At 70.2% G+C, this 24273-nt stretch carries 16 protein-coding genes; 4 read left to right on the forward strand and 12 right to left on the reverse strand.

Annotated elements, in window-relative coordinates; genetic code table 11:
* Positions 1 to 2: 2 nt before the first annotated feature.
* The 4 genes from JOD64_RS28845 to JOD64_RS28860 all read right to left on the reverse strand — a co-directional run bounded on the left by JOD64_RS28845 (position 3) and on the right by JOD64_RS28860 (position 6109).
* Entirely contained in the window at positions 3 to 2399 is a 2397-nt protein-coding gene (locus JOD64_RS28845; protein WP_204945139.1) for a sensor histidine kinase, read from the reverse strand.
* Between the two features lie 252 nt (positions 2400 to 2651).
* On the reverse strand, positions 2652 to 3131 hold the full coding sequence (locus JOD64_RS28850; RefSeq protein ID WP_204945140.1) for a helix-turn-helix transcriptional regulator: 480 nt from the start codon (positions 3129 to 3131) through the stop codon (positions 2652 to 2654).
* 257 nt (positions 3132 to 3388) lie between these two features.
* Complete coding sequence (locus JOD64_RS28855; protein ID WP_204945141.1) at positions 3389 to 4687, reverse strand: cytochrome P450; 1299 nt, start codon at positions 4685 to 4687, stop codon at positions 3389 to 3391.
* Positions 4688 to 4984: 297 nt separating this feature from the next.
* Positions 4985 to 6109 carry a glycoside hydrolase family 183 protein gene (locus JOD64_RS28860; protein WP_204945142.1) on the reverse strand — a complete coding sequence of 375 codons (1125 nt, stop codon included), beginning with the start codon at positions 6107 to 6109 and terminating at the stop codon, positions 4985 to 4987.
* Positions 6110 to 6329: 220 nt separating this feature from the next.
* Here JOD64_RS28860 and JOD64_RS28865 point away from each other — a divergent pair, with 220 nt between their 5' ends.
* Complete coding sequence (locus tag JOD64_RS28865) at positions 6330 to 7772, forward strand: FG-GAP repeat domain-containing protein (protein ID WP_204945143.1); 1443 nt, start codon at positions 6330 to 6332, stop codon at positions 7770 to 7772.
* The gene (locus tag JOD64_RS28870; RefSeq protein WP_307813768.1) at positions 7769 to 9859 is read left to right on the forward strand and encodes an N-acetylmuramoyl-L-alanine amidase; all 2091 of its coding nucleotides are present in this window, start codon (positions 7769 to 7771) and stop codon (positions 9857 to 9859) included. Before JOD64_RS28865 ends, JOD64_RS28870 begins: the two co-directional genes overlap by 4 nt.
* Positions 9860 to 10004: 145 nt before the next feature.
* Here JOD64_RS28870 and JOD64_RS28875 read toward each other — a convergent pair whose 3' ends face one another.
* Complete coding sequence (locus JOD64_RS28875) at positions 10005 to 12359, reverse strand: AbfB domain-containing protein (RefSeq protein WP_204945144.1); 2355 nt, start codon at positions 12357 to 12359, stop codon at positions 10005 to 10007.
* A 330-nt stretch (positions 12360 to 12689) separates the two neighbouring features.
* Here JOD64_RS28875 and JOD64_RS28880 point away from each other — a divergent pair, with 330 nt between their 5' ends.
* Together JOD64_RS28880 and pdxY are read left to right on the forward strand one after the other, a co-directional pair.
* Positions 12690 to 13484 carry a S1 family peptidase gene (locus JOD64_RS28880; RefSeq protein WP_204945145.1) on the forward strand — a complete coding sequence of 265 codons (795 nt, stop codon included), beginning with the start codon at positions 12690 to 12692 and terminating at the stop codon, positions 13482 to 13484.
* A 142-nt stretch (positions 13485 to 13626) separates the two neighbouring features.
* Complete coding sequence (gene pdxY, locus JOD64_RS28885; RefSeq protein WP_204945146.1) at positions 13627 to 14478, forward strand: pyridoxal kinase PdxY; 852 nt, start codon at positions 13627 to 13629, stop codon at positions 14476 to 14478.
* A 74-nt stretch (positions 14479 to 14552) separates the two neighbouring features.
* On the opposite strand, the gene JOD64_RS28890 is transcribed toward pdxY, so the two are convergent.
* The 7 genes from JOD64_RS28890 to JOD64_RS28920 all read right to left on the reverse strand — a co-directional run bounded on the left by JOD64_RS28890 (position 14553) and on the right by JOD64_RS28920 (position 23678).
* Positions 14553 to 14885 (reverse strand): putative quinol monooxygenase, encoded by a 333-nt coding sequence (locus JOD64_RS28890; protein ID WP_204945147.1) that lies wholly within the window; start codon positions 14883 to 14885, stop codon positions 14553 to 14555.
* 37 nt (positions 14886 to 14922) lie between these two features.
* Positions 14923 to 18183: an ATP-binding protein gene (locus JOD64_RS28895; RefSeq protein ID WP_204945148.1), complete on the reverse strand. Its 3261-nt coding sequence runs from the start codon at positions 18181 to 18183 to the stop codon at positions 14923 to 14925.
* Entirely contained in the window at positions 18180 to 18908 is a 729-nt protein-coding gene (locus JOD64_RS28900; protein WP_204945149.1) for a hypothetical protein, read from the reverse strand. Before JOD64_RS28900 ends, JOD64_RS28895 begins: the two co-directional genes overlap by 4 nt.
* Complete coding sequence (locus JOD64_RS28905; RefSeq protein WP_204945150.1) at positions 18905 to 20008, reverse strand: endonuclease domain-containing protein; 1104 nt, start codon at positions 20006 to 20008, stop codon at positions 18905 to 18907. Before JOD64_RS28905 ends, JOD64_RS28900 begins: the two co-directional genes overlap by 4 nt.
* Before the next feature lie 65 nt (positions 20009 to 20073).
* On the reverse strand, positions 20074 to 21492 hold the full coding sequence (locus JOD64_RS28910; protein ID WP_204945151.1) for a WGR domain-containing protein: 1419 nt from the start codon (positions 21490 to 21492) through the stop codon (positions 20074 to 20076).
* Between the two features lie 108 nt (positions 21493 to 21600).
* Positions 21601 to 22539 carry an acetamidase/formamidase family protein gene (locus JOD64_RS28915; protein WP_204945152.1) on the reverse strand — a complete coding sequence of 313 codons (939 nt, stop codon included), beginning with the start codon at positions 22537 to 22539 and terminating at the stop codon, positions 21601 to 21603.
* Positions 22540 to 22631: 92 nt separating this feature from the next.
* A complete protein-coding gene (locus tag JOD64_RS28920; RefSeq protein WP_204945153.1) occupies positions 22632 to 23678 on the reverse strand; it encodes a polysaccharide deacetylase family protein in 1047 nt (348 codons plus the stop codon).
* Between the last annotated feature and the right edge of the window lie 595 nt (positions 23679 to 24273).

Genomic DNA, 24273 nt, shown 5'->3' on the forward strand with positions numbered 1-24273 from the left:
CGTCATTTGTTGGCGAGGTTGATCGGGGTGCGCCGTCGGTTCGCCACACCCCGCGCGTACGCGGCCATCGCCGTCGCCACCTGGGCCGGGTCGCGGTACTCGGAGCGTTGCCGCTGCTCGGGCACGGTCACGCCGCCGGGCACGAGATGCCGCTGCGGTTGCCGTTTGGGCAGGCCGGCCGTGGTGGTCGTGGCGACCTCGGGGGCGGTCGCCTGGGCGGCCGTGCGCCAGGCATCGTCCGCGGGGCTGGACCACTCCGGGGCGTCGTGGCCGTCGACGGCATCCGTCTGGAACCAGTGGTTGACCTGTTCGAAGATGAGTAACTCCTCGGTGGGCGCGTCACCCTGGTCCTGGGGTGGGGGAGCGGGAGCTGGTCGGAACACCGGCGCCGCCGGCAGGAGCCGCCCGGCCGGGGGCCGCCCGGCGGTGGGCTCGGGGCGTGGCTGGTACGGCGGCGGAGGGCTGGCCCTGCGCGCCGCCCGCCGTGACAGTCGGCCGGGTGCGAGCAGGAACTCCTCCGGTGGCATCGACCGGATGATCGCCGCGGGCAGCGTCGCCTCGGCGAGGGTGCCGCGGCGGGGACCGCGTCGCAGTTGGACGGTGGCGCCCAGCCGTGCCGCGAGCTGACCCACGACGACCAGCCCCATCGCCCGCACGGCGGCCACGTCGATGGCGGGTGGTCGGGCCAGCAGTTCGTTGAGCTGCTGCATTCGCTGCGGGGACAACCCCACGCCCTCGTCGCTGATCTGCACGATGACGCGGTCACCGAGGCTCCGGCCGCTCACCCACGTCTCGCTGTCCGGTGACGAGTACGTCGTCGCGTTGTCCATGAGTTCGGCGAGCAGGTGCACGACCTCGTCGACGGTTTTGGCCGCCACGGCGACGTCCCCGTCGATCATGCCGAGTCGGACCCGCGCGTAGTGCTCGATCTGGGACAGCGCCGCCTGGAGCACCTGTTGCAGCGGCACGTCGCGTTGGCGTACGCGACCGACGCCGACGCCGCCGAGCACCAGCAGACTGGCGTTGATCCGGCCCATCCGGGTCGCCAGGTTGTCCAGCGTGTAGAGCTGGTGCAGCCGGTCGGGGTCGGTCTCGTCCCGCTCGACCAGATCGACCTGGGCCAGGACGGCGTCGACGAGTCGCTGTTCGCGGCGGCTGAGGTGGATGAAGATGTCGGCGGTGTTGGCGCGCATGACGGCCTGCTCGGCGGCGGTCCGCACGGCGGCCTGGTGCACGGCGCTGAACGCTTGGCCCAGCTCGCCGATCTCGTCGTCGCTGGACGGTTCGAGGGCGTCGGTGGACTGTTGGCGGGCCAGCTGGTGCGGGTCGACCGCGGCGCTGCCCGGCTGCTGGAGTTGGGCCACCACGGCGGGGAGTTGTTCGAACGCCACGGCGTTGGCGGCATCCCGCAGGCGGCGTAGCCGCCGGGTGATCTGCCTGGCGACGGCCCAGGTCACCAGCGCGGTCAGGAGCAGTGCCAGGAGGACGCCGGCCGCCTCGGCCACTGCCCGGCGGCGCTGGTCGGCATGCGCGGCCCGGACGTCGTCGAGAACCGCGACGTCGACCCGCCCTCGCAGGTCGGCCAGGCGTGCGGCGCGCGTCTGTGTGGTGGACACCCAGGCTGGGGTCTCCAGTTGCAGCTGTGACCCCGGTTGGGCCCGGGACACCTCGTCCTGCATTCGTTGCAGGGTGAGCGCTTCCTTGCCGGTGCCCGCCTGCTCCCACCAGATGCTCCAGTCGGGCGGAGCCAGTGCCAGGAACGAGAGGCTCGACTCGGTGTAGCTGGTCCGGGCGGCGTTGATGTCCTGCTGCATGGCGGGGGTGAGTTCGCCCGCCGCGACCGCGCGCAACACGGCGACCTGCTGCTGGCCGATCGCCTCCGCCGTCTTCGACAGCGCCGCCGAGGCGCGGATCCCGTCGGCGAGCTGGGCGTTGACCACGCCGTGCGAGACGTTCTCCCGGAAGTTGATCAGGTCGGCGATCGCGATGCGGTAACTGAAGGTCATCGCCGAGACCGAGGCGTGCGCTGCCGTACGTACCTGGGTGCGTAGCGGAGCCAGGCCGTCGAGGGCCTCGTCGATGCGGCGCAGCAGGGGCTGGTTGGCCCCGGTGTCGGCGGCCAGCAGATCCCGTTGCCGGCGGTAGCGGGCGGCGGCCTCGTCGGTGGCGGCCATTTCCGTGCCGAAGGCGTCCTGCTGCTGCGCTGCGGGATAGGTGAGCAGGTCGGCCGCCGCGATGCGCTCGCGTTGCAGGCGATAGGCCAGGTCACCGGCCTCGGCGCCGACCCGGGCCAGGACCTCCAGGTCGTTGGCGCGGGTTGTCTGGCGTGCGCTCTCGGTCAGCGCGAGGCCGGCGAAGCCGATCACGGCGACGAGCGGCGCCGCGACGATGAGGCGCATCCGACCGGCAATCTTCCAACCGCGTCGGCGGGTCGGGTAGGGTCGGGCCGCGTGGGACCTCGTGCTCGACGCCAAGATTGACTCCCACGACTCGTCGATGACGGTCTATCCGCACATTGCCAAATGCAAGTCCCATTCGGCCGGAAGCCGCGCTCATAGGCCAGACCTGAGCGTGGTACAAACTGCCCGTACCAGCATCTGTACCCAGCGTCAGCGAACGGTGACAGCGCGCGGCGTCACCCGATCGCGAGGTCAGTGTTGGTCGCTGCGGTGCCCGGCCGGTGTGTCGCGCTCGGGGTCGTCCGTCTCGGATTGGCCGTTGAGGACCTGACCGATCAGCTCGCGCAACTCGTCGATGGCGTCCACCACGGCACCCGGGTCGCTGGCGTCCCGGCGACCGCGTTGACGTGGGACCGGCCGGTCCGACCGTGCCGGTTCGAAGGAACGTGGACCGCGGCGGCCGTCGGCCGCCAACTGCTCGGCGGCGACCTGCGGCCACAGCGCTGCCAGCAGGCCGTCGGTGTCGAGTACGTCGTCGCAGCGCACCGCGAACTCGTGACTGCCGAACCGGCGACCCGACTCCACCGCCGCGACCGTCTCCCGGCTGAACCGCACCAGATCCGCCAGCGCCCGCTGGGTCAGGCCCCGTCGAAGGCGGCAGTTGCGCAGTTCCCACCGGAACCGCTCGCTGGCCGCGGGTTGAGCGGAGCTCGACGGCGATGTGTGCTCCATGCGCTCACCTTCGTGGCAACGGGGAATCGGCAGCGGACAGATCAAACGTGTCGCTGCGCCGGGGCATTCGTAGAGGGCAATTCTTAACCCTGGACGTGATGGGTGTGAAGACGTTGACCGACATGGATTGCTCGGCAAAGCGCAAAAGGTGTGTGCCGGACCCGGTGCGGGCGTCGCGTCGTGGCGGGTGGGAGCAGGGGTACGCCGTCCGCCCGCACCCCGCGTTCGGATGCGTGATGGGGCCGCCCGGTGCGCGCTCACTGTCCGCCGATGTACGCCTCGGCGCTGGCCGCCTCTCGTGTCGCCGGGACGGAAGTGGGTGCCACGACGTCGATTATCGCGTTCAACCCGTGATGCGCGCGAAACGCGACATTGGGTTTGTATGAGCGACGGTGACCGGGCGTCAGTCGTAGGCCGGGAATGGCCTCGGCCAGTCGGGTGAGAGCAGTGCCGGCCTCAAGTCGCGCCAGTCCCGCCCCAATACAGAAATGTGGACCGTGGCCGAACGACAGGTGATCCCCGGCGTCCGACCGGTGCGGATCGAACCGGTCCGGATGGGCGAAGACCGCCGGATCCCGGTTGGCCGCCCCGATCAACAGCAGGCACCGCGCTCCCGCCGGAATGGTGACCTTTCCCAGCGTGACCTCTCGGCACGTCACCCGGAGCCAGCCGTCGATGGCGGGCGCGAACCGGAGCGTCTCGGTGACGAAAGCGGGGACGAGCCCCGGATCCGCCGCCATCGCCGACCATCGCTGCGGGGTGGACAGTGCCTGGTCGAGGGCGTGGGCGAGCAGCCCGGCGGTCGTTTCGTGACCGGCGACCAGGAGATTGAAGGCCAGGCTCGCCACCTCGGGCACCGTCAGCACCGCGTCGTCGTCGTCGCGGTAGATCAGGGCGCGGCTGATGAAGTCGTCGCCCTGCGGGCCGCTCTCCACCCGCTGGCGGACAATCTCCTCGCAGTAGTGCCAGAACTCCAGCAGACCCTGCGCCAGACGCACCTGCTCGGCCGGGTCCGGCTGCCCCCAGATGAGGGCGATCTGCCCGTCCGCCCAGCTCCGGATCCGCCCGATGTCGGTGTCCGGCACCCCGAGGATGTCGAGGACCACCAGCAGGGGAAGCTCGGTGGCGAACTCCGGGATCAGGTCGACCTCGTCGCCCTGACGGACGACGAGCCGGGACACCAGCTGGTCGACCCGGCGCCGAACGATCGCGCCGTACTCGGCCTCGACCCGGTCGGCGGTGTTCGCGAAGATTGCCCGTACCGCCCGACGCGTGCGGGGGTGCACCGGGGGGTCCGCGGCGGCCGTCGTCGGCGGCGCGTCGATCTGCGTGATCACGCTCATCGCCTCCGGGCAGACCTCGTAGACCGGCGCGAGGGTGAGGGCGTTGGCGAACGTCGCGGTATCGCCGAGAGCGCGCCGGACGTCCGCGTGTCCGCTGATCAACCACACGCCCAGATCTTCTGCGTAGTGCACCCCGTCAGGTTCGCCGAGAATGCGTCGCCACAACGTCGCCGGATCGTTGAGATAAGCCCCGGTGAACGGATTCAACCGCATGGAACGCCTCCTGATGCACGCGGCGCGAAACCGGCAGGGCGACTATTTGGCGAACCACGTCGGCCAAGCCGACGATGTCGCGCATCTGCCTTTGTCTCTTTACGTTCCGCTGAATGACCGTGCAAGTCAAGATTGACCGGCATCTAATTGATGGGCGGCTATTTGCGCGTTGCATGGATGGGCAATTCCAGGCCGGATGCAAGTTGCGAGCCGGTGCTTGCTCTGGCTCGGTCCAGTTGGGGCACTTCCCTCATGACCGGGAAACGACACCCGCTACGGCAGGTGACGGTCGGTCGGTCACACCGAGCCGACGAACTGGCTGACGTGGTAGGCCGTGCTGCGGCCGTCGGGGGTGCGGGTCCACTTCGAGACCATCAGGTGCAGGTCGTTGGCGTCGCGGCTCGACCAGGGATGGATGAACCCACCGTAGAGGGCGGGCTCCTGCCAGCTCGTGACCTGGATCTTCTCTGCCGTCCACACCTGGTCCGGTCCAGCAGCGGTCCGGGTGACCAGGCAACCGGTCTGGCAGTTCAGGTAGGACATCACCCAGGTGCCGTCAGCCAGGCGGCGTACGGACGGCTCGCCGAAGCGGCCGGTGAGGATGGGTGTGCAGGGCCGTCCCCAGCCCCAGTTCGTGCCGTCCCAGCCCCAGCCCTCGTAGGATTCCGGGTAGAAGAGGCGGTCCCATCGGACGCGACGCAGCATCATCGGGCCGCTCTGGCGTCCTGCTCGTACGGAGAAGACGTAGACGTGGTCACCGGCGCGCTGCATGGTCCACATCTGGAACGGGTCTCTGTTGTCCGTGCTGTTCCACCACTTCAGGGGCGTGCGCACAAAGTCGTTGCCGTTGTCGGAGTAGGCCAGCCCCGCGTAGCGGGACTTCCAGTGGGGTCCCGCCGGGCCGGCCGAGTTCCAGTTCTCGATGCTCATGTACGAGATGACCTGCCGGCCGGTCTCGGGGAAGCTGATGCCGTCGTTGGGGATGACGGTCACCTCGGGAAGACCGTCGATGCCGATGCCGTAATGGCCGTTGTGCAGCACTTCCGGAGCGCGACCGTTGCCCGCGACCCGTGCCGCGCTGTCGAAGACCACTCCGCCCGGCGCCCCCGGGTGGATGGCGGAGCGCAACATGACCGGTGACCGCCAGTCGTTCGGCAGGGGTGGGCCCTCCGGCCAGGGTGTGTCGAAGGTGTCACCGAAGAGGTAGCCGATCGACCCGTTCTCCAGCACGTAGGGGATGCCCAGGTCGGTGCCGGCGACCCGCCAGCGGGCGTTGGTGTCGAGGTCCGCGCCGGTCAGCCGCTTCTTCCACGTCGCCGCCTGGGCGGGGCCGGCCGTGGTCAGGGCGCCGGCGGCACCGAGGGCGCTGGCCGCACCTACCGCGGCGACACGCTTGATGAACGAGCGGCGAGGCATGGCCATGATCGTCCTCCCGGACGGCTGGACGTCGGTTACCGGCGAGTAAAGCTGCGTCGGTGGTCAATGTCAATACCTTCCCTCTTCTGCCCGCATGGCGAAGGAAATCTTCACCATCCATTGACATTGGTCATCGTCGTGATGGCACACTCGGCACTCGACATCGGCGCCGGAGGACAGGTACGCGACGTCACCCAGCTGATTCCCCGACCTCGCGAGGAGCACCGTGAGACGTACTCTGCCAGCCCTGCTGGTCGCCCTCGGCGTGGTCGTGGCGACGGCCGCCGCGGCGCCGGCCCACGCCGAGCCGATCGGCACCCTGGCCTGCCCCTCGATCCCCGCCAACCGGGACCCCGCCGTGACCCTGGTGGTCTATCGGGTCGCGCGCGCCTACAACGCCAACGACAAGGTGGCTCTGTCCGCCTTCGAGGCGGGCTGGGTCGAGTCGCACATGAACAACCTGCCGTGCGGTGACAAGTCGTCGCTCGGGGTGTTCCAACAGCGATGGGACTACGGCTGGGGCACCCCGGAGCAGATCATGGACGCGGTCTACGCCAGCACCCAGTACGTGACCAGGGCGATCGTCTGCGACCGCAACAACCCCGGGTACAGCGCGGGTCAGGTCGCGCAGTGTGTCCAGAGATCCGGCTTTCCCGACCGGTACGACCAGGCGGCCGCCGTCGCCCGAAGCCAGCTCAACGAGGCGGCCCGTACCCACGCCATCGCCGGCGGTTCCCGCACCGACGTCACCGGTGACGGCCGCGACGACATCGTCGCCTTCACCCAGAACACTCTCGCCGACGTCTACGTGGGCGCCTCCACCGGTAGTTCCTTCGCCGGCACCTCCGTGAAGTGGAATGACTTCTTCTCCATCGGCGGCGAGACCGCCTCGACCGGTGACGTCAACGGCGATGGCAGGGACGACATCGTCACCTTCGCCCACAGCAACACCGGCGACGTGTACGTCGCCCTCTCCGCCGGTACCTCCTTCGCTGGCGGCGGGAAGTGGCACGACTGGTTCGCGCCGGGCGCGGAGATAGGCGCGGTCGGCGACGTCGACGGCGACGGCCGCGACGACATCGTGGCGTTCACCCACGACGGAGCCGGGGACGTGTACGTCGCGCTCTCCACCGGCACCTCGTTCGGGCCCGGCCTCAAGTGGCACGAGTACTTCAGCCCGTTCGGCGAGTTTCCCGCTCTCGGTGACATCAACGGGGACGGTCGTGACGACCTGATCACGTTCACTCAGGGCCCGGCGAGTGCCGCGGATGTGATCGTCGCGTTGTCCAGTGGCAGTGGGTTCGGTGCGCCGCAGAAGTGGCACGACCTGTTCGCCGTCGGTGCCGAGTTGCCGCGCGTCGGGGATGTCAACGGTGACGGTCGCGACGACATCGTGACGTTCACCTGTAACGCCGACGCCGACGTCTACGCGGCTGTCTCCACCGGGACGGGCTTCGCCGGGACCACGGTGAAGTGGAACGACTTCTTCTGCCTGGCCGGCGAGTTCCCCTACCTCGGTGACTACAACGGCGACGGCAGGGACGACATCATCGCCTTCACCAAGGGCAGCCTCAACGACGTCCACGTCGGTCTCTCCACCGGCACCGGCTTCCTCGGCGGCGCCAAGTGGCACGACTTCTTCGGCCTCAACGGAGAGACGACGCTGTGACCGACGAACTGGAGACCTCCATGCGACTGACCAGGCTCTCGCGGTACGCCTGCGCCGTCCTCCTGGCGGCGGCACTCGCCGGTCAGGTGGCGTCCGCGCCGGCGACCGCCTCCCAACCCGCTGCCCTCGGTCCACTCGCGTCCGCCTTCGACCGGGCCGCCGACGAGTTCGACGTACCACGGGACCTGCTGGTCGCGGTCGCCTACGGTGAGTCGCGGCTGGAGGCGCACGGCGGCCTGCCCAGCCAGGCCAACGGTTACGGGGTCATGCATCTCGTCAGCAACCCCACGCAGCACAGCCTCGAACGAGCGGCGACGCTCACCGGCGAGCCGGTCCACCGGCTGCGTTCGGTCACCTCCGTCAACGTCCGGGGCGGTGCCGCGGTGCTCCGCGAGCTGGCCGACGGCGAAGGACTGACGGCCGGTGCGCGGGACCGGCTCTCCGCCTGGTACCCGGCCGTGGCGCGGTACAGCGCCGCCGTCAACGACGCGACGGCCCGCCTCTACGCAGACCACGTCTACGACCTTCTACGGGCCGGCATCAAGGCTGGCCCGGTGCAGGTCGCGCCGCAAGCGGTCCGACCCGAACTCGGCCGCTACGCGGGGATCGCCCCTGCGGGCGCCGCCGATCCGCACCTCGCCGCCGCGGCGGTGCCGGAGTACGGCCCGGCGCGTTGGGTTCCCGCCAACGGCGGTAACTATCAGGCGGGCCGATCGTCGCGGATCACCACAGTGGTGGTGCACGTGACCCAGGGGTCGTACGCGGGCACGGTGAGCTGGTTCCAGAACCCGTCGTCGGGGGTGAGCGCGCACTATGTCGTGAAGTCGAGCAACGGTGAGATCACCCAGATGGTGCGCGAGGGCGACACGGCCTACCATGCGCGCTCGGCCAATCCGTACGCCCTCGGTATCGAGCACGAGGGGTTCGTGGACAACCCGGCCTGGTTCACCGACGCCATGTACCGGTCGTCAGCCGCGCTGACCCGCTACCTCTGCGACAAGTACGGGCTGCCGAAGAACCGCACGGCGATCAAGGGGCACAACGAGATGCCCGGCAACGACCACACCGATCCCGGCCCGAACTGGAACTGGAACTACTACCTCTCCCTGGTCGACGCCGGTGGTTCGGGAGGCCGGTACCTGGCGGGTTCACCGACGGACTTCACCGGTGACGGTCGGGATGACGTGGTCACGTTCACGCAGGGCAGTCTCAACGACGTGTACGTGTCGGCGTCCACCGGATCCTCGTTCGCTGGGACGTCCGTGAAGTGGAATGACTTCTTCGGTCTGACCGGGGAGACGTTGCTGTCCGGGGACTTCAATGGTGACGGGCGTGACGATGTCGTGGCGTTCACTCACGGTTCGCTCGCTGACGTGTACGTGGCGCTGTCGACCGGGTCGTCGTTCGGGGGCGCCACGAAGTGGCATGACTGGTTCGCGCCGAACGCCGAGGTGGCCGCGGTGGGGGATGTCAATGGTGATGGCCGCGACGACGTCGTCGCTTTCACTCACGACGGCGCGGGGGATGTGTACGTGGCGTTGTCCACCGGGTCGTCGTTCGCCGGTACGGCGCTGAAGTGGCACGAGTACTTCTCGATCGCCGGGGAGTATCCGGCGCTCGGGGACGTCGACGGGGACGGTCGTGACGACCTGATCACTTTCACTCAGGGCCCGGCGAGTGCCGCGGATGTGATCGTCGCGTTGTCCAGTGGCAGTGGGTTCGGTGCGCCGCAGAAGTGGCACGACCTGTTCGCCGTCGGCGCCGAGTTGCCGCGCGTCGGGGACGTCAACGGCGACGGCCGCGACGACATCGTGACGTTCACCTGCAACGCCGACGCCGACGTCTACGCGGTTGTCTCCACCGGGACGGGCTTCGCCGGGACCACGGTGAAGTGGAACGACTTCTTCTGCCTGGCCGGAGAGTTCCCCTACCTCGGTGACGTCAACGGCGACGGCAGGGACGACATCATCGCCTTCACCAAGGGCAGCCTCAACGACGTCTACGTCGGTCTCTCCACCGGCACCGGCTTCCTCGGCGGCGCCAAGTGGCACGACTTCTTCGGCCTGCCCAACGAGACGACCCTCTGAGCGGCCCGTACGCGGCCGTCCGGATCGCAGCTCCCCATGCGCGGACGCCTGCGTCGCGCCCGCTGACCGCGGGGGTACCGGCCTGGCCGGAACCCCCGCGGTCGTCAGATGGCGGCGACGACCCTGTCGCGGGGCCTCTTTTCGATCAGGGCGCCCACGGTGCGGCGATGGTCCAGGTGCTGTCGGCGGCCCACAACGCCGGCGTGTTGTACGCGTCGCCACCCGTGCCGTTGCTGAGCCAGACCTCCGAGTTGTAGTGCCGCAGGTACTTACCCCGGAAGTTGTACGACTCCAGCGACACACCTGAGCCGGTCAGTCCGACACGTGCGCACCAGGTGGCGTCGGCGCGCGTCAGCGCCGAGCCGTCGTCCGGCGAGTTGCGCACCCGGGAGTTCTGGTGGCGCAGGTACTGCCCGGGGAAGTTGACCGACTCGAACGAGTAGCAGCCGGTACCGGCCAGGCCGGCCCGGACGGTGTACGTGGCGTCGGCCTTCAACAGGCTGGGACTCGCCGCGGCGATCACCTCGGTGTAGGCCAGGCCGTCCTGATGGCGCAGGTAGCGGTTCGTGTAGCCGGGCGTGGTCACCTGCAACGATCGTCGGGTGTTGACCGGCAGGGCGACGGGCGCGGCGCTGCCGATGGCCTTCGAGGCGTTGATGAGGGCGGTGTTGGCGGCGCGTACCCGCGCCTGATCCATCTTGATCACCTGCCGGTCGTAGGTGAGGAAGCCGTTCAGCTCACCCTCCAGGTCGGTGATCTCGGTGTAGACCGAGGCGCTGAGCCCCTTGCCGAGCATCAGGTTCTGGCTGCCCTGCACCAGTCCCACGTACCGGTCGGTGAGCGCGGTCGAGCTGGCCTGCCACTCGTAGGCGAAGAACTGGCCGTTCGGGCTGTGCTCATGGCCCGGGGTGTGCAGGCCCAGACCGCCGAATTCACCGAGCACCGCGATCCGGCTGCCCGACGGTGCGGGGGAGTCCGGCCCGAGGTAGACGTGCCAGTCGTCGATGTCACCGTTGCCGGGGTTGCCGAGGGACTGGCAGCAGTTGTGGCCGCTGTGGGGGTTGACCAAACGGGTCGTGTCCTGGTTCTTGATGTTCTGTGCGACCCGTCGCGTGTCGGCGAGGGACCGCTCGCCCCAACCCTCGTTGTACGGTGTGTAGGCGACCACGGCGGGGGAGCTGCGGTGTTCGTCGACGATCTCGCGTGCCTCAGCCTCGAACTGCGCCTGCTGGGCGTCGGTCGGGTTGATGTCCTGCGCGGTCAGCGACGGGATGTCCTGCCAGACCAGCAGGCCGAGCCGGTCCGCGTGGTAGAACCAGCGCTGCGGTTCGACCTTGATGTGCTTGCGCACCATGTTGAAGCCCAGGTCCTTGTGCTTCTGCAGGTCGAAGGCGAGGGCGGCGTCGGTCGGCGCGGTGTAGAGCCCGTCCGGCCAGAAGCCCTGGTCGAGGGTGCCGACCTGGAACACGAACTGGCCGTTGAGCTTCGGACGCAGCACGCCGTTCACCAGGCCGGTGGTGATCTCCCGCATGCCGAAGTAGTGCAGGGTCCGGTCCACAGTGGCGTTTCCGGCGTTACGCAGGCTGACCCGCAGGTTGTAGAGGAACGGGTCGTCGGGTGACCAGCGGCGCGCGTTGGGCACCGGCACACTGAAGTCGGTGAAGCCGCCGGTGGACGTACCGACCACGGTGCTTCCGTTCAGCGCCTCGGCGAGCACGCTGTGGCCGCTCACGTCGCCCCGGGTGAAGACGCGGACCCGCAGGGTGTTGGTGGCGAGGTTCGGGTAGACGTCCACGCTGCTGATGGAGGCGGTGGGCACCGGCTCCAACCACACCGTCTGCCAGATGCCCGAGCTGGGGGTGTAGAAGATCCCGCCAGGTGTCTTGGTCTGCTTGCCGATGGCGGGCAGGCTGCCGTTCTGCCGTGTGTCGGTGGGGTCCCAGACCTTGACGACGATCTCGTTGGTCCCGGCGGTGAGCTGGGGTGTCACATCGAAGGTGAACGCGTCGTAGCCACCGGTGTGCGCACCGACCCGGACGCCGTTGACCCAGACGGTGCTCTGCCAGTCGACGGCGCCGAAGTGCAGTAGGGTCCGCCGACCCGACCAGTTCGTGGGGATGGTGACGGTGCGCCGGTAGAACAGGTAGTTGCGGTTGTCGTTGGCGGCCCGCTGGATGCCGGACAGGGCGCTCTCCACCGGGAAGGGCACGTTGACCCGCTCGGGCAGGTCGGTGCCGAACTGCGGGGCGTCGTCGGTGGCCGACTGGCGGAGCTGCCACTCGCCGTTGAGATTGAGCCAGTCCGGCCTGGTCATCTGCGGTCGCGGGTACTCCGGTAGTGGGGTGCCGACCAACGCCTGACTGGTCCACGGGGTGGTCAGTGGCGGTGTCTTGGGCGGGGCGGCCTGTGCCGGTCCGCTGGGTGCGGCGAACAGGGTGGCGACCAGGGTGAGGATGAGCAGCAGGGGCAGGGCGGGGCGGATGCGGACCTGTCGTGTCATGCCGTCTCCGGGGGGCGAGTCGCCGCGGGCGGTGCAGCCGGGCCCGAAGCGCGTTGGCGGTGGGCATCGGGGGTCAGGTGACGGGGGTGGGCGTCATCGACGGATGTCGGTGGATTTCACGCGCCAGCAGCGGCAAACGTATAGACATCCGTCACCAGATGTACAACGTTATAGAGCCGCGCCGGACGTCCTGTCAACCGTTCGAGATCCATAGTGCCGGTGGTACGACCCAGAGAGGATGACCCGCAACATCCATGCTTCTCAATATGATGATCGCTATCTCGAATGAGGTGCGCTCACGAGGCGTGCCATCCTGATGCGGAGGAATGCATGGTTCGCTGGCGTACCCTCACTGGCCTCCTGGCCACCGCGTTGGCCGCGGTGACCGCAGCCAGCCTCACTCTCGCCGCGCCGGCCGCCGCGGCCGACAACCCCGTGACGCCGAACGTCGTCGGCGGCACCCGCGCCGCCCAGGGCGAGTTCCCGTTCATGGTGCGGCTCTCGATGGGCTGCGGCGGCGCCCTGTACAGCTCGCGGCTGGTGCTCACCGCCGCGCACTGCGTGGGCGCCACCGGCACCAACACCAGCATCACCGCGACGCTCGGGACCGTCGACCTCCAGTCGTCCAGCCGAATCACCGTCCGGTCGAACTACGTCTACCGGGCCCCCGGCTACAACGGCAGCGGCCGGGACTGGGCGCTGATCCGGCTGGCCACCCCCGTCACCGGGCTGAGCACGCTGAAGATCGCCACCACCACCGCGTACGACAGCGGCACCTTCACCGTCGCCGGCTGGGGTGCCGCGCGCGAGGGCGGCGGCCAGCAGCGGTACCTGCTCAAGGCGACCGTCCCGTTCGTCAGCGACTCCACCTGCAACTCCTACTACGGCGGCGACATCATCGCCGCCCAGGAGATCTGCGCCGGTTACGCCAGCGGCGGCACGGACACCTGCCAGGGTGACTCGGGTGGCCCGATGTTCCGCCGCGACGCCGCCAACGCCTGGATCCAGGTCGGCATCGTCAGCTGGGGCAACGGCTGCGCCCGACCCAACTACCCGGGCGTCTACACCCAGGTGAGCTACTTCGCCTCGTCGATCGCTTCGGCCGCGGCGAGCCTCGGCGGCTGACCGTACGACCACTCGGGCGGCCCGGACGACGATGTCCGGGCCGCCTGCTCGTGCCCCACCGACGGGTGAGCGCCGAGTGGGCCACCCGACAGATTCGGCGGGCCGCGTGTGCGGTGCCTGCCGCAACGGCCATGATGAGCCGGTGAAGATCCTGTCCATCCAGTCGTCGGTCGCCTACGGTCACGTTGGCAACTCGGCGGCAGCCTTTCCCCTGCAGCGGCTCGGTCACGAGGTCTGGCCGGTCCTGACGGTGCACTTTTCCAACCACACCGGGTACGGCGCGTGGCGCGGGCCGATGCTGGCGGCGGCCGACGTGGCTGAGGTGATCGAAGGTATCGCCGACCGTGGGGTCCTCGGCAGCGCCGACGCGGTGCTGTCCGGCTACCAGGGCGACCCGGCCATGGGCGCCGTGATCCTCGATGCGGTGGAGAAGGTCAAGGCGACCAACCCGGCCGCGGTGTACTGCTGCGACCCGGTGATGGGCGACGCAGGTCGCGGGATGTTCGTCCGGCCGGGCATCCCGGAGTACCTGCGGGACACCGTCGTGCCGCGCGCGGACATCATCACGCCGAACCACTTCGAGCTCGACTTCCTCGCCGGCCGTACGACGAACTCGCTGGCCGAGGTGCTCGACGCGGTCGACGACGTGCGCGCGACCGGGCCCCGGCACGTCCTCGTGACCAGCGTGCTGCACGGCGACCTGCCACCGGAGTCGCTGGAGGTGGTGGCCGTCTCGGACGAGGGCGCGTGGGCGGTGACCACACCGCTGCTGCCGATCAACCCGAACGGCGGGGGCGACGTCACCGCGGCGTTGTACCTCGCGCATCTGTGCACGACCGGCTCGCCCGCGACCGCGCTGGAACGCACCATCGCCTCGGTCTTCGCCGTCCTGGAGGCGACCCTCGCGGCCGGCACCCGGGAGATCCAGCTGATCGCGGCCCAGGACGTGATCGCCGACCCGCCAGCCCGGTTCACCGCCCGCCGGCTTCGCTGACGACGGGTCGGGAACCACCCGCTGGCGGGTCGAAAGACACCGCCAGCGGGATCGGTGTCACGCCTCGGCAGCGGTCAGCGGCCCTCGGGAACGGCCATCTCGCCCAGCAGCGACCAGTCCTCCTGCGCGACGGTGGCATTCACGATGCGCGGCGTCTCGGCCAGGTGCGGCGGCAGGGTCTCCTGCGCCGCGCGGAAGTGGGCGGACTGCACGTGAGCCCCGCCGGCCTGGTCGTCGCGGAAGGCCTCGACGAGGACGTACTCGGTCGGGTCGTCCACGCTGCGGGACCAGTCGAACCACAGGCAGCCCGGCTCGGCCCGGGTCGCCTCGGTGAACTCGGCGGCGATCTGTGGCCACCGGTCGGCGTGCTCGGGCAGGATCCGGAACTTGGCGGTAATAAAGATCATGGCTCCAGGCTACGTCCTGACGGAGCCCGGGAGCCGGCTACCCAGACCGGCCGCCGTTCGAGTGCGCGCGGGCGATGACCTCCTCGGGGCTCAACGGCGCCTTCGGATGGTGCGTGAGGCACAGCGGGGTACGCACCTTGACGAACGAGAACCCCTCCCCGGCGGCGTAGAACTCACCGCTGTTCAGCAGGCCGATGTCCGGAAGTCGCCCACCCTTGGCCTCGGCGAGCTGGCGGGCCGCGTCAATCTGCGCGGGCGCGTTGAGGAGCCCGAAGAATTGCGTCGTCGCGTTGCCGGAGATCTGGTTGTGCAGACCCTTGGGCGCCTGGGTGGCGAAGACCAGCCCGAGCCCGTACTTACGGGCCTGTGCGGCGAGCGCGATCGAGCTGGCCGTGCAGGCCGTGGTGCCGGTCGACGGCGCGAGCGTCTGCGCCTCATCCATCACGAACAGCCCACCCAGCGGTCGATCACCGGCGGGGTGCCGCTTGATCCAGGCGAAGAGCGCCATCTGCAACTGGTTGACGAAGCTCTGCCGCTCCTGATCGGACGTGAGGCCGACGAAGCTGATCACCGACACCCGAGCCCGCCGGCCCGGCGACGGCGTCAGCAGCAGCCCGGGGTCAGCCGGCGCACCGACCCCGCCGAAGAGTGGATCGGTGACCATCGCCGCCTTGAGAGCCTCCGCCAACTCCTCGGCGAGCTTGCCGGCACGGGCCAGCCGACTGACCCCCTCGGGCAGGTCGGCAAGGAACTCGGTGAAGCCGGGCAGACCCACCATCCCGCTTCGTGCGTATGCCTGGAGGGCCTCGGTGAGGACGGCCTTGCCCTGCTGGGCGAGCCTGCTCGACCGGTCGACGCCGGCCCGTGGCGCGAGCGCCTCCACGGCGGAGCGGACAGCCTGGTCGAACTCGTCGGGCCACTCCCGCAGCGAGGTGAAGTCGGGCAGCGGCTGGAAGCTCAACGGCCTGCCGGCGGTGACCCGGGGTGTCCACACCACCACCTCGGTGTGTGCGAGGTAGTCCGTGGCCCGTTCGGCGTCGCCGGGACCCCAGCCGCTCGGCGGCTCGGGCCACGCGTCCCCGAGCCGGGCGAGGTCGTTGTTGGGGTCGAGCACGATCGCGGAGACACCCTCCCGGGCGCACTCCTCGACCAACCGGCGGATGAGCACCGTCTTGCCCGAGCCGGACCCGGCGAACACGACGGCGTGCCGGCGCAGCGACTCCAGGGGCACCGTGAACGGGTGACCACCGTCGACGGTCTGCCCCAGCCCGACCGCCTGACCGCCGGCGCGGACCGCGACGTCGGCCGGGTCAGCGGGTACGGGCGCGGCCGACGAACCGGTCGACGGACCACCTGCCACGTCGGCGACCGGCACGTTGGTGGGGTCGGAACCGGGGCCGCCGGACGATGGCTCGCCGTCATCGGGCGTCGTCGGCGGGGCACCGCCGCGCGTCCCGTCGGGCCCGGGCAGGACCGTGCGGAACAGCTCGGTGCCGCTGGCCGGGCGACGGGCCACCAGCCACTCCTGCAGGGCCGTGGACGGCTCGGTTGCCATGGCCCGCAACGCGGCGAAGACCCGCAGGTCCGCCTCCGGCACCGCGCACCGCAGGCCGCCGGCCGCGTCGAAACCGGTCAACACCTCGGTCGTACGCTTCCCGGTCGGCCATGGACCGTTGCGCAGCAGGATCAGTCGCCGTTGTGGCAGGTCCCGGTCCAACCCTGCGAGGGTGCACGCGGCCTTGACCCGCGCGGTCACGGCGATGGCATTGGGGTGCGCGATGGCCCGGAAGCACCAGTGCGCCTCGTTCTCGGTGGCCTCGTCGAGCACCTCGATCAGCCGCCCGTGCAGCGCGGGCTTGCGCCCGGGCGGCGGATCGTACTTGTAGGTGGCGCCGGTCGGCGCCTGCTCGGCGATCCAGGCGGCCAGGCCGGCGGCGAGCAGCGGCGGCATGTGCTCGTCCTCGCCCGCCGGGTCGACGGCGGCCGACACGTCCGCGGCCTCGACCAGCTCGGCGAACCGTGCGTCCAACTCATGCAGGCGACGCTCGTCCGTCGCGGGGTCGGCGGAAGCGCCACGGACGGTGCTGACCGTCGGTGTCGACTCGGCGCCGTCGATGAGCCGGTCCAACTCGACCACCTCGTCGCTGTCCCGGCACCAGGCGAGGTGGCGGTCCACCCGGCGGAGCAGGGCGCGTGGCGTCAGGGTGGGTGCGTCGGCGAAGGCGGCGGGGGCGATCGGCCATGTGGGGTGCGGTGGCACGAAACGCGGACCCGCGAACGCGCCGGCGAGACGCTTGGCCACGATCGCCTGCCCGATCTCCGGGGTGGGGATCCGGTCCGGCAGGGTCGCCGTGCGAAAGCGGTCGGCGACCGGGGTGGGCGCGGTGCGGGTCATCAGCACCCAGGTGTCCGGCAGGCACGAGACCACGACCAGCGTGCGGCGGGTGATGTCGCGGAGCTTGAGCAGGCCGTCGGCGATCGGGCCGAGCACCTTGGCCTGGCCGTCCTCCAGCCCCTGATGGTGGTTGAGCAGCGAGGTGCTGGTCTGGGCGAAGAGCGTGTCGAGCTGGTCCACGGCGATGACCGTGGGATCCAGGGTCAGGGCCATCAGTCGCGAGATGTCCTGCACGACCTGCTGCGGGGTGCGGATCGCGGCGCTCAACCCCCAGGCCGCCCGCGCGGCCGGCTCACCCGGTTCGGAGATCAGGTGGCCGTAACCGACGTCCTGTGCCTCGAAGTCGGTGGCACCGTGCAGGACGAGCGCCCGGGCGGTGTCCTGGGCGTCGCGCCCGACCTCCCGATCGCGCTCGCGCAGTGCCCAGATGAAGGTGTCGAGCTGGGCACGGGTCACCGGTCGGGCACCGGCGACCGCGTCGCGGACCTCCATCGGCAGGCCGAGCTGGGGGGTGAGTCGACGCAGAAAGGTCTTCAGTTGGGTGCCCCAGCCGACGTGGGTGCGGCCCATCCCCTCCACCAGGGCCAGGGCCACGCTCTCCCAGAACGTCTTGCCACTGACCATGTCGACCAGGAAGAAGTAGCCGCCGTCGCGTTGGATCCGTTCGCGGACCGCCCCGAGCAGGTGCGTCTTGCCGGCGCCCGCGCGGCCCTGCATGGCCACGCCGAGCGGCATGCTCGTGTCGTCGGTGCGGGCCCGCGCCACCCCGCGCAGGATCTCCGCGGCCACCTTCTCGTGCAGCTCCGGCACGTTGTGCGGGCTCGGTCGCCAGACGTCGTCCGGGGTGACCGCCGGGTTGAGACTCACCGCTTCCAGCGCGGTTCGCTGCTCGTCAGAGATCATGCCGGGCCGATCGACAGGGCGTGGTTGTCCTCGTTCCCGATGCGGACGGCCGCGGCCCGGTCCCGTGCGGTCAGTGACTTGGTGTTCGCCACCGGGATGATGCGGACGTCATCCCGGCCGATCATCGCCCGCAACGCCGCGTCCAGGGCGGCCCGGTCGGTGTCGGCGAGCCGGTCCCGGACGTCGGCGAGGCCGACCCAGGCGCCCGGCGCGGTGGCCAGATCGCGGTACGCCGACCGAACCAGCGCCTCCACCTCCGCCGCCGCCGTGGGTGCCGCCGCCGTGGGTGCCGCCGCCGTTGGTGCCACCGCGGCGGGTGCCGGTGCTTCGTGCGGAGGCTTGCTGGCCGCCAGCGCCGTTGCTCCGGTCTGCTTGAAGAAGTCGCCGTGGCTGACCCGGAGCCGGTCCAGCGAGCGGTGCAGGTTGGACAGGACGACGAACAGCGACCGGGTCGTCGAGCCGCCCTGCTTCGGCGGCGTGGAGGTGTGCAGCTGACGGACCACCCGCCAGCCCTCGTCGGTCAGCTCGTGGGCGAACGGCCGGTGCGTCCGATCGGTGTCCACCAGGCCCAGGTCGACGAGCTTCGTGTTGTCCTTGCCGGTCAGCGTGAAGCCGGCCAGCTCGCGCAGCTCGACGTTGGTGAGTCGGCGTGCCTCGACCATCAGCACCACGAGGGCGTTGATCTGGTTCGGCGTCAGGTGCGGGACGTCCGCCGGGCTCGTCATGATGTCTCATCTCCGTGGGGGTGCGTGCCGCCCGCGCGTCGCCGGGCCAGCAGCCGACGGATCCCGTCGACCACCGCCGGCGCGTCGGTCAGCACCTGCTCGTTGGTGAAGCGAAGCACGTCCAGCCCGAGGAGTTGCAACTGCACGTCTCTCCGCCGATCGTTGGCGAAAGCGATTCGCCCACGATGCTCCGGGCCGTCCACCTCGACCGCAAGACCCTCCACGGGCCAAAACAGATCCAGTCGGTACGCCGCACCCAGGACATGCCACTCGTAGGTCTGGTTCCACCGCCGGCCCCGCGCCCAGTCGTGCGGCGCGAGCGCGCGTTCCAACGCCTGCTCGGCGGTGCTGTCACCGCGTGGCACGCCCGCGATCGGCGGCCAGGCCAGCACCGTCGACTCCGGCTCGACGGCGGTGGCCGGAATCCGTTCGTTCGTGCTGGCCAGCTCGGCGAATCGTGCCGGCACCGGCACCGGGACCGAGCGCACCCGGTCGGCGTGGCGCAGCGGGCCACCGGCCAACCACACCGTGAAGCCGCCGTGCCGCACGAGCCACTCGGCGGCGGCCACCAGCGTCCGCTCGGCGTCCGCATCCAGGTCAGGCAGGGCCACGACGAGTACGCAGCTCTCCCGGTCGTACGCCTCGGCGATCACCCGGGCGAGCCCGGCGGCGCGTACCCCCGGGGCGAAGCGGGACCGGCCGGCGGGGCGGCGCCGACCGCGCAGCCCACGCTCGGCGAGGTCGGCGAGGAACGGGCCGAAGTGCCGGGAGCGGGCGGCGGTACGGGCCGCGAGGGCGCGCACCGCCGCCACGCCGAGCGTGCCCTCGCTGTCGAAACGGTCGGCCCCTGCCAGCCAGCGGGGAAACATCGCGAGGGCTGCGGTGTCCAGTTGGTCGAGCAGGGTGTCCACGAGGTCACCGAGCGGACCCGCCACCGTGGGCCGGTAGTGCACGATCGCGGGCGCTGCCGGTGGCAACGGGTCCAGTGCCACCCGCAGCAGCTCCGGGTCGACGTCCGGCAGGTGACTCACTCGCCGCGTCGGCGGGGTAGCCCACCAGGCCCCGTTGGCGTCTACGTCGACCCAAACGGGCTGCGCCATGCCGGCACCCTACGACACGGGCGTGCGCGACCGGGACCCCCTCGGCAGCGGTTGCGATCGGTTGCTCAGCGCAGACGGCGGATGTCGCCGAACGCCCGGTAGAACCCGCCACGGCTGGACTCGCGGACCTCGGTCACCAGATAGCGGGCGCCCGGCTCGCGGATCCCCTTGGGGAACTGCACCGACCAGTCACGCCGGTAGCCGTCGGACAGCACCTGAACCCGCATCCGCCCCCGATCGTCGAGGCACTGCACGATCACGCCGCCGCCCGCGTCGCTGGTCACCTCGACGATCGTCGGCTCGACCGGCCGAGGCGCCTGGCGGGGAGCCTTGATGTCGCGCACCGCGGGCACATCCCCGGCCTGGGCCGCCCGGATCGCCGGCTCGCTCGCGTCGATGCAGGCGAGATGGCCGCCGGTGGTGACAACATAGAGCCGGTCGTCGTGATACTGCATCGAGTACGCCGAGCCGCAGCCGGTGCCGAGTTTCCACAACCGGGTGCCCGCCGCGTCGAAGCAGTAGATCGAGGACTGGCTGTCACCAGCGAAGACGTACCGGCCGCCCTCCGCCGTGGCGCAGGAGAACACCGGGGCGTCGCACAGGTAGCTGCGTTCGAACCGACCGGCCTTGGACAGGCGCACCACCTCACGGGTGCCAGTTCCGGCGAAGACGCTGCCGTGCTCCTGCCAGCCGAAGAGCACCGAACCGGTCCTGGTGTGCCACAGTTCGCGGCCGGTACGCCACTCGTAGCCGGTCACCCCCTGCGAATGGCCGTGGTAGATCGCGTCGGTGTCGCACCGCACCATCCAGGCCGAGCGGCCCCGCCCGGGCCTGCGCCACAGGAACTCGTCCTCGTGGTCGACCGCGGTGATCCCGCCGTCGGCGTCCGAGACGCCCAGGACACCGTCGTGGATGTCCAGCCAGTAGATGTCGATCTCCGGAGCGATCGCGTACGCCACCCGGGGGACCTTCCCGGAGAGGTCGTAGACGTTGCCGTCATCGCATCCGGCGTAAATCCAGGCGTCGTCGGCGACGATGCACTTCACGCCGTCGGGGAGGCGGACCTGGCTGCGCACCTGGGCGTCGTGGTCGAGCGTGGTGATCACACCGTGCTCGTTGCCGACCATGCAGTGCCGCCCGTCGACGAAGATGCCGAAGGCGGGGGCGCCGGAGTCGTAACGCCAGAGCACCGGTGCGGTGTGGGCGGTGGAGCGGGTGCTGACGATCTGCCGTCGGGAGACGGTGCGCTTCTGTCGGACGCCGGGGACCGCCGGTGCATAGCCCTTGCGGACCTTCTCCCCGATCTTCTTCGCCGCGGCTGCCCGGGCCCGCGCATTGTCCGGATAGGCGCTCGCCTTGACCTGCCCCTGGTCGCCGATCCGACCGAAGCGCACGGTCAGTGTGGCATCGTCGACGCTGACCTCGTAAAACTTGTGCGCACCGTCCACTTCGGACAGTTCGAGGTAGGTCGTCTCCTGGGACATGGGAACCTCCGAGGGGTCAGCGATCGGCTCGACGTGGCCGGCGCGGCGACAGTGCCCACACGCTAACGGCGACCCCCGACACGATCGGCTCGTCCGAGCCTCGACACGTCAGTGCCCCGGCCGGCGCAGCGCGTCGTCACGGAGCACCGCGTGCGCACCGACGGTCTGGTTGACGATCTGCGTCACCCGTACGTCGACAGTGACGCTGGCCAGCGCCACGGCGTCCGGGCGGCTGAGGCCGTGCAACCGCTGCATCAGGGTCAGCATCGAGTCCAGGGCCATGAACGTGGCGTCGTCGAGGGACGCGCCGATCCCCTGGGTCAGCCAGGCGTCGGCGATGCGGGCCACCGGCCCGGTGACCGGGAAGTCGTCGCGGACGTCGAAGGTCAGCGTCACCTCGTCCATCGGACATTCGATGGCGGTGCCGCCCACCTCGCCGTCGCCCTGTGCGGCGTGCCCGTCCCCGACGGAGAACAGCGCCTCGTCGACCGGGATCGGCAGCAGCAGGGTGCTGCCGGCGGTGAGGTCCTTGCAGTCCAGGTTGCCCCCCCAGGCGCGCGGCGGGATCGTCGAATGACGCCCCGGCTCGGCGGGTGGCATCCCGAGCACACCCATGAAGGGCCGGAGCGTGACGGTGTGGCCATGCTGGTTGCGACCGGTCATCGTCACGGGGTCCAGCTCCCAGGAATGCACGACGCCTTCCTGGTCGACGCCGTACCGCTGGTTGAAGCCGCTGGGCCAACCGCCGGCCACGGTGGTGCCCCAGGTGGCCGGGACGACCGCGTCGATGCGTACCGCGAGGGTCTGGCCGGCGCGAGCGCCACGGACCGCGACCGGACCGATCAGCGCGTGCCCGTGGTCGGGTTGGTACTGCGGCGCCCGGGGTCGGTCCCGGTGCGAGCCGCCGGGATACGCGCCGGCCGACCACCAGCAGTCCAGGGTGCGGTAGGTGACGGTGTCGCCGGGGTCGATGGTGAGCACGGGGGCGAAATCGGGGGAGAAGTGGCCGTGCAGGGTGTCGTCCCCGGGCGTGAGGGTGTGTCGCATCAATGCAGGCTAGTGGCCTCTGATCCGCGCCGGAGTGCCGCTGTGCGGCGGGTGCCGGAGCACCCGCCGCACACCTAGTCGGTCCGGGTGGGTCAGCCTGCGGTGCAGGAGCGGATCTGCGGGCGGGCGCTGCTGTTGCCGTTGGTCATCGTGGTGAAGCCGAAGGTGTTGCCGCTGCCGTTGGACCGCATGGTCATGACGGTGCCGCTGCTGTCCCAGGTGGCGTTGCCGTTCCAGATGGTGGAGACCCGCTGCGGTGCGGTGATGGCCACCACCACGGTCCACGTGCTGGCGCCGCTGACCGTCACCGACGTGTTGTACCGGTCGCCCCAGACGTTGGGGGTCGTCGCCGTCGCGGTGCAGCTGCCGTTGCCGGGCGGCGGAGTCCCCGTGCTGGGCGGCGGGGTGCCGGTGCTGGGCGGCGGGGTCGAGCCGTCGGGCGCGACCGCACGGCCGGTGGACGGCGAGATCATGCCGGGGCACAGGTTGCGGCTGGTCAGGTTGGCGACGATCTGGGGGATCGCGTCGCGGGTGTTCTGGATCCCGTCGTGCATGAGGATGACCTGACCCGCCTGGAGGCGGCTCGCGTTGGACACGATCTGGCCGACGCTCGCGCCGTTCCAGTCCTGTGAGTCCACGTCCCAGATCACCTGGCGCATGCCGAGCGAGGACGCGACCGACTGGAGGGTGGAGTTGGTTTCCCCGTACGGCGGCCGGAACAACTGCGGTCGGACGCCGGTGGCCGACTGGATCGCCGAGCTGGTCTGGGACAGGTCGGACTGCATCTGAGACTGGCTCATCGAGGTCATGTGGGCGTGGTTCCAGCTGTGGTTGGCGACCCACATGCCGGCGGCCACCTGTGCCTGCGCCGCCGACCGGTTGTTCTGGACGTTCTGCCCGACGTTGAACATCGTGGCCCGTACGCCGTTGTTGCGCAGCACGTTCAGCAACGCGCTGGTGTTGCCGGTCGGGCCGTCATCGAAGGTGAGGCCGACGTAGCCGTTGCAGGTGGCGGCGCTCGACGGGGTCGAGGTGGCCGCGAGGACGACGCCGCACATCGCCACGGCGGTGGTGAGGACGGCCAGTGCCGCGCGCAACCGCCTCGACCGCGGGGCCGTGCCGGGGGAGAGCCTGCTCATCTGGTGCCCCTTCTCGCAGGCCGGATGCGCCCAGTGTGCGGGCAGCACAGTCCGGACAGGTGTGGGTGGGTGGGGAGGTCGAACCGAAACCGTCACGACGTCGATCGCATTGACCTCAATGGATCGGAGTATTGCAGTGAGAATTCCAACACGTCAACAAGTTCCGGTAACACTCCGAAACGAGTCGGGGTGACGCGCGGCGGGTCACGTCGGGTCTGGCCAGGGTGGGCTGGCCGTAGGTGTGCACCCTTTGGCCGTCGGCGGACAAGGTCCCGCTCGAAGTGATCCGACATTTGCCGAAACTATCGGCGTCGATCCGGTGGCATGAGCGGGTCGGCTCAGGAGGCGGGACTCGGCACCGGTCGGTGTGCGCGATCGGCGGGCTCTTCGCCCCCGCATGCACCGCGGCGCCGACGGTCCGACACGCTGACCCGGGCCCTGACCGGCACCCGGTGGACGTTTCGCTTCGATCAACCCGTTGACACCGTCGTGCTGTGCCCGGAACTATCAGCGGCAGTCCACTGCTCCCGCCCTCATCGGTCGAGTCTCATGACAACGATGTCAGGCCTACTCCGAAGGAGAGCGTATTGGCCGA

Source organism: Micromonospora luteifusca (assembly GCF_016907275.1).
Classification (GTDB): domain Bacteria; phylum Actinomycetota; class Actinomycetes; order Mycobacteriales; family Micromonosporaceae; genus Micromonospora; species Micromonospora luteifusca.